The organism is Acinetobacter sp. ANC 3781 (assembly GCF_004331285.1).
Classification (GTDB): Bacteria; Pseudomonadota; Gammaproteobacteria; order Pseudomonadales; family Moraxellaceae; genus Acinetobacter.
This window is the reverse complement of sequence record NZ_SJOH01000025.1, coordinates 44,352-53,239: the sequence shown is the minus strand read 5'-3', so window position 1 is coordinate 53,239 and position 8,888 is coordinate 44,352. Positions and strand designations below refer to the sequence as shown.

Annotated in this window: 10 protein-coding genes and 1 pseudogene; 6 read left to right on the top strand and 5 right to left on the bottom strand. The window is 34.6% G+C overall.

Features of this window, described 5'->3' with window-relative positions:
* The first annotated feature begins 412 nt into the window (after window positions 1-412).
* The 3 genes from E0H89_RS15230 to E0H89_RS15220 all read left to right on the top strand — a co-directional run bounded on the left by E0H89_RS15230 (window position 413) and on the right by E0H89_RS15220 (window position 1,320).
* Complete coding sequence (locus tag E0H89_RS15230; RefSeq protein ID WP_131218211.1) at window positions 413-634, top strand: hypothetical protein; 222 nt, start codon at window positions 413-415, stop codon at window positions 632-634.
* Window positions 635-648: 14 nt separating this feature from the next.
* Window positions 649-858, top strand: a complete 210-nt coding sequence (locus tag E0H89_RS15225) for a hypothetical protein (protein WP_250697880.1) — start codon at window positions 649-651, stop codon at window positions 856-858.
* 231 nt (window positions 859-1,089) lie between these two features.
* Window positions 1,090-1,320, top strand: coding sequence for a hypothetical protein (locus tag E0H89_RS15220; RefSeq protein ID WP_250697879.1), 231 nt, complete (start codon window positions 1,090-1,092; stop codon window positions 1,318-1,320).
* Window positions 1,321-1,448: 128 nt separating this feature from the next.
* Here E0H89_RS15220 and E0H89_RS16935 read toward each other — a convergent pair.
* Window positions 1,449-1,529, bottom strand: a pseudogene (locus tag E0H89_RS16935) (hypothetical protein); the annotation flags it as partial.
* Between the two features lie 247 nt (window positions 1,530-1,776).
* On the bottom strand, window positions 1,777-2,391 hold the full coding sequence (locus tag E0H89_RS15210) for an SOS response-associated peptidase (protein WP_131218207.1): 615 nt from the start codon (window positions 2,389-2,391) through the stop codon (window positions 1,777-1,779).
* Window positions 2,392-3,656: 1,265 nt separating this feature from the next.
* Here E0H89_RS15210 and E0H89_RS15205 point away from each other — a divergent pair.
* Window positions 3,657-3,911, top strand: coding sequence for a hypothetical protein (locus tag E0H89_RS15205; RefSeq protein ID WP_131218205.1), 255 nt, complete (start codon window positions 3,657-3,659; stop codon window positions 3,909-3,911).
* Window positions 3,912-3,975: 64 nt separating this feature from the next.
* On the opposite strand, the gene E0H89_RS15200 is transcribed toward E0H89_RS15205, so the two are convergent.
* Both E0H89_RS15200 and E0H89_RS16510 read right to left on the bottom strand, forming a co-directional pair.
* Window positions 3,976-4,212, bottom strand: a complete 237-nt coding sequence (locus E0H89_RS15200) for a hypothetical protein (RefSeq protein ID WP_131218203.1) — start codon at window positions 4,210-4,212, stop codon at window positions 3,976-3,978.
* A 238-nt stretch (window positions 4,213-4,450) separates the two neighbouring features.
* Entirely contained in the window at window positions 4,451-4,621 is a 171-nt protein-coding gene (locus E0H89_RS16510; protein WP_165494065.1) for a hypothetical protein, read from the bottom strand.
* Between the two features lie 661 nt (window positions 4,622-5,282).
* Between E0H89_RS16510 and E0H89_RS16505 the strand changes: the two genes are divergently transcribed.
* Together E0H89_RS16505 and E0H89_RS15195 are read left to right on the top strand one after the other, a co-directional pair.
* Entirely contained in the window at window positions 5,283-5,423 is a 141-nt protein-coding gene (locus E0H89_RS16505) for a hypothetical protein (protein WP_165494064.1), read from the top strand.
* Between the two features lie 628 nt (window positions 5,424-6,051).
* Window positions 6,052-7,209 (top strand): MFS transporter, encoded by a 1,158-nt coding sequence (locus E0H89_RS15195; protein ID WP_131218201.1) that lies wholly within the window; start codon window positions 6,052-6,054, stop codon window positions 7,207-7,209.
* A 15-nt stretch (window positions 7,210-7,224) separates the two neighbouring features.
* Here the strand turns inward: E0H89_RS15195 and E0H89_RS15190 are convergent, their stop codons facing one another.
* Entirely contained in the window at window positions 7,225-8,715 is a 1,491-nt protein-coding gene (locus E0H89_RS15190) for an amidase (RefSeq protein WP_131218199.1), read from the bottom strand.
* Window positions 8,716-8,888: the final 173 nt, after the last annotated feature.

The window sequence follows — 8,888 nt, the reverse complement described above, 5'->3', positions numbered from 1 at the left end:
TATATGAGTAACTAATTTTTATATATAAAATTTTTAATTAACATTTTGTTTTGGAATAATATTTAACTTAATAAATATACTTTTATTTTAATATTATATTTTGATACATCATTGCTGTTTTTATTAAGTTAACTTGAGTATATGCTGATATTATGATTAATAATTGAGCTGATATTTTCATTAAGTAAAATAGACAACAGGAATACTATTATGCCTAAATCGAAACCTCAAAATCAAACTGAGTCTACTCAACGAAATCAACCTCATCACCTACCAGAGCATGACCATAGGAATAATGAGAAAAGATCGCCTGAAAAGCCAACACAGGGTGAAAAATAAGAATCAGCTCATTATGTCACTATTATATTGAAAGGGGTTCAGGCCCCTTTTAACAGGACAAAAGGAGTAAAGTATGCATATTAAACCCGTGAAAGTATATAAAATGAATGAGGATTTTAAAGTTTCACCCAAGCTCATTTATATGGCAGAGTACGATGACGATCATAATTTGATGAATGTCTATGACTCATCTCAAGAAAAATTAACCAGAATTATGGGGACTTATCAATGGATTTTAAATTCCACCGGGGAGGTTTTTTTTATAGAAGAAGATCTTTCTGATCTAACAGATTAACAGGGTTATGTAAAATGAACATGACAACAACATATCCGCAGAAATTAGTTACATTTTATAAATTAGACAGTCCTGATATTCAGCGAGGTGTTTGGGCTAATTATGATAAAAATGGAAATTTCATAAATCTTACCAATTATTATGGTAAAAAATTAGAATTAATTGGATCTGATCGTGTTCGGATAGATGGAGAAGTATGGGTGTGTAAAGATCATTTTAAATAGATATTTGATTTACATTCCTTTAGGCTGTTATAAAAAAATATATAGAATTTAAATATAATTTAATTAATAAGAAATAAAAATTAAGTTTTTTATTCAATAAAATAAACTATTTTAAATAAATTTAATCATGATGAAATATTAAGGAAAAGTTTAAGGAAATCATATATATTTGTATTTCTTATGCACAAGCTGTTATGGCAAGCAAAAATGATATCAAAACAATTTAGAATAATGAGCTCTGTTTTAGCCATTCTCGGTATCTCTGCATTTTTCGTATTTCAGTATTTTTCTCAACCTGAAGAGTTTGGTGGTTTTAAAGAGGGCACTGAACAATACAATGGTTATCGCTATGCCCAAGATAATCAGCTGAACTCTGTAGATCAGTGTGATGATGAAAAACATGATCCAGCAATCAATTTTAATCCTGATTTTTTATACGGCTGTAAGCATTACTTTAAGTGATAGGATTCGCTGGTTTATCGTTTATCAAATTTGAGCACAATAATGCTTTAAACTAACAATAAGTCCTTTCAAATAAACGACTTTTGCTTTATATGGCAGCTTTAACTTAAGCTGCGACCCACATTTTTTTATTTCTTCAAGTCGACATTGAAATGTATTTGATTATCTTTAATCTTCTTTATCCAGAAAAGTGGAATAAGGTGATGACTACCTTCTTCATTGTTTAATTATGAGTGGATAAATGTTTGTTAATTTATTAAATTCCTGAAAAAATATCTATTTATTTTAAAAAATAATTACCGGGATTATTTACAAATTCCGAAATTTTATAGAAGCACACTTCTATCGCAATCTAGTTTTATTCATAAAATGAACAGCATAATCTGGTGCGAATAAAAAGACAAAATTTTAAATATGTTATGCATCTAGAATATCGTTCTACTATAATTTTTCTGCTTAAGGACGTTTTGGTGCCGCCACATATTCATTTTTCATTTCTAAGAAAAATTGATTTGCTTCATTAGCTTTGCAATTTAGCCAATCCATTCTTTTGTCTTCTGGTATTACAACAACGGAACGCTTTTCATCATCAGGCTTATGGAATTGCTTCATAAAGGGATGATGATCTGCATTGATGGTTAACAGGCTCATTGATCTGACAGGTTTATTATTGATAACCGCATCTTCATAGATCGCTGCAAGAGTGAAAGGTAATCCATCTTCACGAGAAATTCCATACCAATGTGGCTTTCCATCTATATATTTGGGTTCAAAAACCGTTTCCACGGGGACTAAGGTGAATTGATTTTTATGCCAAGCATGTCGAAAGCTGGGCTTTTCAGCAACACTTTCAGTTCTGGCGTTATAGGTATGACGACCAAATTTTAACTCTTTAGCCCAAAAAGGAATGAGTCCAAATTTGGCGAGATCCCATTCGAGTTGATCAGCACCATGCATTAAAATTGGCGCATTGTATAAAGGAAAAATATCGTCAGGAAATTCAAATGGAGGCTCCGCAAGATCCAGGAGGAATGCCCGATTTTTTTTGATGGCTTCAAAATTTGCACACATGAGCTGTCTCTTTATTTTTATTCATATTCATTAAATCAAAAATAATCAGCAATCATAATGAATCTTACAAATCTAAAACCATTCCTATTCCGGGCAGTTATTGTCGGGGGCTTTAATTATATTACGCAAACGGATAAATAGAAGCGTTGAGTGATAAAGAGTTGATAACGTCAATTCGGAAAGTCAGGTTTGCAGATTGATCTGTATAAATGTAAATGTCAGGATGAAAAAAAATTATATTTCCAGTTTATTTTCGAGGGGGCTATTGAAAATAGTATGTAGATTATTTTGATAATGTAATCGTTTATTTGGATTAATTGATATAAGGAATTTTTTGCCAATGAGTTTGATTCATTATTTCTGGGAAATAAGTGATAGAAATTAGTTGGAATTTATATTATTTCATCTCGAGCTATATTTTAGCTAATGATGATGAAGTCAGGCTATAGAGCGCGCGCTCACTATAATTTTGTGTAGACAAAATATGCTTAATTCCTTAGCAAGGGTACACGCATAAGTGCCGAAAATGTGGTAAAGCTGATTAATTCGCTTTTTATCCAGCGGTAGTTAAAAGCTCATAAATACCTACTAAATACTCGATATTGGTAGGATTTTTCTTCTGACCTCATAATGAGTTGTAAAAGCACCCCTATACGTTAAAAAGATTTGCAGTTCTGTTGCAATGCGTTTGCGAAATATCAAGATTTTAAGTAGCAGTTTTTAAGAAACTAACCGTACTCCTTCGTCAGGGGAGATTTGAATTTGTATCAGCACGTGGGTGTGCTGAATTAGATCAAAACTTTTGGGAGGTAATGGAGCCTAAAATTACCTTGTTAGTGAAAATAATATTTCTCATACTTTTGGTAAATAATGTGAACTTGGATGGAAAGATTATTTTGTAAATCAATCATATGAGTGATTTAAACTTACATGGAAGCAAATTGAAACAGATACACTGTTGGATAAAAAGAATTAAGGAGTAGATTAAAAAAGTCGTAATCTTTATGACGTATTTCAAACTACAGGATGCAAATAACAATGGCTAATCAACAACCAATGCAGCAAAGCCAACATAATCAACAACCTGACCAGCAGAAACAATCGAATCAGCCACCTGAACAGCCGCAAAAGCAACAGAAATAGAACTTTGCTTTACTTGGCTTGAATCTAAGTATTCAGGGTCTTTATTGTTTTAAAGTTCCCATACATAAATTCCGTTTATCTCTATTTATCATTATTTCATTCAAAGGCAAAAAATAAATATAATGAACTTAAAACCTTTCAAAACCATCAGCGCTGTATTAGCAATTATAGGAATTGTGGCCTTCATCTATTTTCAATCCACCATGAAACCAGAAGAATTTGGTGGCTTTAAAGAGGGCACTGAACAATACAATGGTTATCGCTATGCACAGGATACGTTAAAGTCCATAGATCAATGTGATGATGATAAAGATGATCCATCGATGAATTTTAATGAGGAATTTTTTGAAGGTTGTAAGAAGTATTTTGAAAAATAAAACAAGTTTTCTAAGTAGAGTTGATTATATAAGATTGCTTGTCACATATTGGTCACTGATGCAATTATAATTTAAATAAAATAACCTCTGCACCCTTTAAAAAATCATTTTCACTCTCTGTAATAAAAAGCTCAGCTTCTTTTTGACTCATAAAAATTTTTGATCGATCTTCATCGGACGTCCAGTGCCATTCACTAAATATTGCAATATGCAATTCTGATATCTCGCATGTATGTGAGTCATTAAATTGATCGCAGTAAGTTAAAAATTTTCCATCTCTTTTTATGCAATAAAGCGCCATCCGCTTTTCCACCTCATATAAGGTAAAAATAAAATTGTAGAGGATGAAGGAGACTTTAATATTGTTAAATTGTGATCTGCAAGTGAAAGTATGGTTAATACAGGATTAAAACTATGTTTTACATGGTTTATTCTATTTTACTATCCGATAAGCGGTAAATGATCCTAAATACCTACGAAGCAAACAGAACAAAGCCCTAATCAAAGGGCTTTAGGATAGTGCAAAACATTGATATTCACTAATGGGAATGTCTTTTTTTCTTGCCGCCGTCATCTTGCTTGTTTACTGTAGCCCAAGCAATACTTTCTGCTTCTTCTTCAGAAAGACCACGTTCTCTTTCACTCTCGAAAATATGTTTTGCCTTCCGCTTTTGCTTATCTGTATAAGCCGATTTTTCACCTGTAGGCATATTTTCATTCTCCCACAAAATCAAATAGATGGTATTAGTAATCTTAAATCAATTAATAAAAACTTAACAGACATAACTGATACTCGAGATGTATCCTAGATTTTTGAAAAATAATAGTTTTTAAGTTGTATACAAATTTTGAAATAATTAAGTTTTAAACTTTTTTATAAAGCTGAGCTGCTTTTGAGTTCTTTTTAAGCCTAACGCAATCCTACTCTTTCAATTTATTAATCTCTTCATACGCATCGCAAAGACATACCAAGCAGGATTAGGAGACGAAAATTAACTTAGTTTATAATTATTTTAGAGACTAGAAGTAATTATAGGAGGTTTTATGTGGAAAGCTATCCGATTGGTTGATGTGGTGGCATGAACACTTATGAATATGTTGGAAGTGGTTTTTACATGAAGTTGATCCTTAGCTATAGTAATTTCTACTGGAATACGTCATCCGTTCATTCTAGCTTTGGCTATAGGTTGAATTTCGAGTAGGTCTGATATATTCCAAAATGCCTGCTTATTGAAAAACTTAAATAAGAAACTTGGGAGGTGGATACGTATTTGCAGAGCGCAGGGAACAAAATGAGCAACATAAATATTATTGATGTTTAACTCTATATGTCATATTTATTTGCTAATCATAGATAAAAAGGAAATAGGCATGACTAATAAATTAGACCAACAATCAACTCCGCAAAAAGAATCTAACGATGATAAGGGCAACCAAGATTCTTATAAAAATTCAGAGCCACAGAAAAAACCAAATGAACAACCCGAGAATCCGCTTAAAGAGCAAAAATAAACGCTATAAATACAAATAGGCTCTAATTCCATTAGGGCCTATATTTTTATCAAACTCATTCACCTACTTGCACCAGTACGCAAATTTGCATATTTCTAAGGACCATTCTTCCCAGCGATCAATCCTATTCATCCAACTATGCATCAAAAATAGCGCGTGCTACCATATTAATCTGAGTGGCTCTCTATTTTCTAAAATACTATCTTAATACAGTCATCAAATGTGTTGATTCCATTGTGCCGCCTGCAAAAAATTAGGATTTTCAAAACTTGTATATTTGACTCATATTGAGATAATTAAGTTTTATGTCTAGAACATTCTAGCGCGCGATGGGTTATAGGAAGAAAAATATACAATAATATTAATTCATGCTCTAAGTCACATTGACTATTCCATTTTGTTGTAAAGATCCTCTAAAAATGTATTTATGCTCATTTATAAATTTTTATTCTAAAATCAGTAAGGTTAGGGCTGCTTAATATGAATCTACAAAAAAATGAAAAAATATTTATTTTAATTTTCGTAAACTGATTTATAGACTATTGAAGTGCAATTAGTGGTAAACCCCTGCAATATGGTGCAACTATTAAATATTTAAGCTATTGAAAATATGATGGAATGCAATTAAATGCTAAGCTTGTCAATCCAGCACAAACTGTCAGGATTCTACTTTTTCTACTATTCAATAGTAGGAACCTTCATGCCTTTTTGGAGTCTTTATCTTGAAGATCAGGGATTTAACTATCAAGAGATTGGGCTTTTATCTTCCCTAGCCATTGTGACACGCTTTTTTGCACCGTTTATTTGGGGATGGATTGCTGACAAGTCTGGCAAAAGAATGTTGTTGGTACGCATTGCAACGTGGATGGAAGCCTGCATTTGGTTCATGATTTTCCTGATCCCAAATACTTTTCAGTCTGTTGCATTACTTATGCTAATTTTTAGTTTTTTTCAAAATGCAATTTTAGCGCAATTTGAAGGAGTGACTTTATTTTGGCTGGGGGAAAAGCGAACGCAACTGTATGGCAAAGTGAGAAAATGGGGCTCGATTGGCTTTATTATAGGGGTTTTTGGGATTGGGGCTTTATTGGAAATTGTTCCTATTTCAATGTTACCTGTCATGTTGCTGTGTATTGCATTTCTGGCTTTTATTTGGTCTTTTAGCATTAAAGAACCGAGTACAGCGCCGCGTTCACAAATACAATTAGAACCGCTCTTACCCATATTAAAACGCCCTGTAGTGGCGGCATTTTTTGCAATTGAATTTGTGTTGTTATTTTCCCATGCGCCATTTTATAGTTTTTATAGCAACTACTTGCATCAAGTCGGTTTTAGCACCACAGAAATCGGTTTTTTATGGTCAGTTGGCGTGGTCGCTGAAATTATCATGTTTGCTTTTGCCCATATATTTTTAACTCAATTTTCTTGGCGTAGTTTGGTGATTCTATGTTTGGTGCTGACAGGAGCAAGATGGATCGTTGTTGGTTTGTTGCCCAATTCATTTATTGCGCAGTTTTTAGCCCAAACCATTCATGCCTTTAGTTTTGGCCTATTTCACATGATTGCCATGCGCATTATTTTTCAAAACTTCTCCATGGGGCAACAGGGTCGTGGGCAGGCGATGTATAGCACCATGTGGGGCTTAGGTGTAGCTCTAGGCAGTATCTTGGCAGGTAGATACTGGCAACTGATCTCTGGCGAGATGGTTTTTATGATTGCCGGGCTTTCAACTCTAGTGGGCTTGCTGTTTGTCCGATGGTTACCGAAACAGATTCAACAAGCCTAAAAGGCCCGATTAGTTTTATAATTGAATTTGGCTGTATCGGTTAAACCAAGGTTGTGCTTCCTCAAGTTGAGCCGCAAGTTGCAGTAACAAGTCTTCACGGGCAAAAGGTGCGATAAACTGTGAACCTAAAGGTAGGTTGTCTTGATTCCAGTACAGTGGAACAGACATTGCAGGAAGACCGGTAATATTGGCCAATTGAGTAAAGGGCACCCATTTTAAATTTTCTTTTACAATTTGGTCAACCAATTTTCCTTGAGCGAGTAGATGTGCTTTCCCCAATTTTAATAAACTTTTCAGAATTGGTTTTTGCCAGTTGGGGATTTTAATTTCACCATTTTTAGGGGCGACAGTAGCCGTTGCAGGAGTTAAATATAAATCATAGCGATCAAAAAAATGATTCATTTTTGTGGCGTAAACGCCCCAGTTATTCAGGTTGTGAATATATTCAATTGCCGTGGTTTGCCCACCGAATGCAGCAAGTGCGAGTGAATCCAGTTCAAAATCGCTATTTTTTGCCTGATGTTGTTGTTTAATTTGGTTCAGGATATAAGAAAATTGACTGAACCAGGTGGTAATAAAATCTTTGGCGAGGTCCATACCATCAATCGGTGGCGTATCTTCGACTACAGTATGACCTAATGACTCCAATAGTTTTGCCGTATGGTGCACGGCAGAAATTGCATCTTTAGAAACGTGGGTGCCAATCGGGGAGTGGGTACTAAAAGCAATTTTTAATTTTTTAGGCGGATGTTGAATAGCGTCTAAATAGCTACTTTGAGGATGTTCAATTTTAAACAAAGAGCTATGTTCAGCGCCGTGTGTCGCATCGAGCATTGCAGCGCTATCTCGTACTGTTTTGGCGAGTATGTGTTGAATGGCTGCTCCATGCATGGCTTCACTTAGTTGTGGCCCCCAAGGTGTACGGCCACGGCTCGGTTTTAATCCAAATAAGCCACAGTAAGATGCTGGAATACGAATAGAACCACCACCATCGCCAGCGCCGGCAATCGGAACAATGCCTGCTGCAACTGCAGATGCCGAACCCCCTGAGGATCCGCCACTATTGTGTTTTAAATTCCAAGGATTGTGACAAGCTCCCCAGGCATCTGGCTCGGTAATGCCTTTAATACCAAATTCTGGAGTGTTGGTCCGTCCAAAGGTGACAATACCGGAATTTTCCCAACGGTTTACAATTTCAGAATTTTGCTCAGAAATATGATTGATGCGTTTTAAGCCTTTGCAGCCATAGGAAGTGGGATAGCCTGCATATTCTTGAAATAAGTCTTTGACTAAAAAAGGCACACCCGCAAAAGGTCCTGTTAATTCTTGTTGAGTACGTTTCTGTGCATAATCATGCATGGGAATAATTATGGCATTTAATTTGGGATTGGTATGGGTTGCACGCTCTAGTGCTAAATTCAGTAATTCTGAAGATGAAATTTCTTTTTTGGCAACCAATTTGGCCAACCCTAGGCCGTCATAGTGTAGATATTCAGAAAGATTCATTAAGGCCCTTGTTTTATTTTGATATGAACTTTAGTTGTTGTAATAGATTTTATATAAAGAAGCAACATAGACTTGATTAGGCTTCAAGGCTTTTAATTGATAAAGCGTTTGGTTAACCTTTAGATATCGAAAGCAAAACTTTGTAAAAGATAAAAATCACCGCAATTTAGCAA

Coding starts and splice junctions, on each gene's coding strand:
- E0H89_RS15230 (WP_131218211.1), top strand. CDS start 413: ATGCATATTAAACCCGTGAAAGTATATAAAATGAATGAGGATTTTAAA.
- E0H89_RS15225 (WP_250697880.1), top strand. CDS start 649: ATGAACATGACAACAACATATCCGCAGAAATTAGTTACATTTTATAAA.
- E0H89_RS15220 (WP_250697879.1), top strand. CDS start 1,090: ATGAGCTCTGTTTTAGCCATTCTCGGTATCTCTGCATTTTTCGTATTT.
- E0H89_RS15210 (WP_131218207.1), bottom strand. CDS start 2,391: ATGTGTGCAAATTTTGAAGCCATCAAAAAAAATCGGGCATTCCTCCTG.
- E0H89_RS15205 (WP_131218205.1), top strand. CDS start 3,657: ATGAACTTAAAACCTTTCAAAACCATCAGCGCTGTATTAGCAATTATA.
- E0H89_RS15200 (WP_131218203.1), bottom strand. CDS start 4,212: ATGGCGCTTTATTGCATAAAAAGAGATGGAAAATTTTTAACTTACTGC.
- E0H89_RS16510 (WP_165494065.1), bottom strand. CDS start 4,621: ATGCCTACAGGTGAAAAATCGGCTTATACAGATAAGCAAAAGCGGAAG.
- E0H89_RS16505 (WP_165494064.1), top strand. CDS start 5,283: ATGACTAATAAATTAGACCAACAATCAACTCCGCAAAAAGAATCTAAC.
- E0H89_RS15195 (WP_131218201.1), top strand. CDS start 6,052: ATGCTAAGCTTGTCAATCCAGCACAAACTGTCAGGATTCTACTTTTTC.
- E0H89_RS15190 (WP_131218199.1), bottom strand. CDS start 8,715: ATGAATCTTTCTGAATATCTACACTATGACGGCCTAGGGTTGGCCAAA.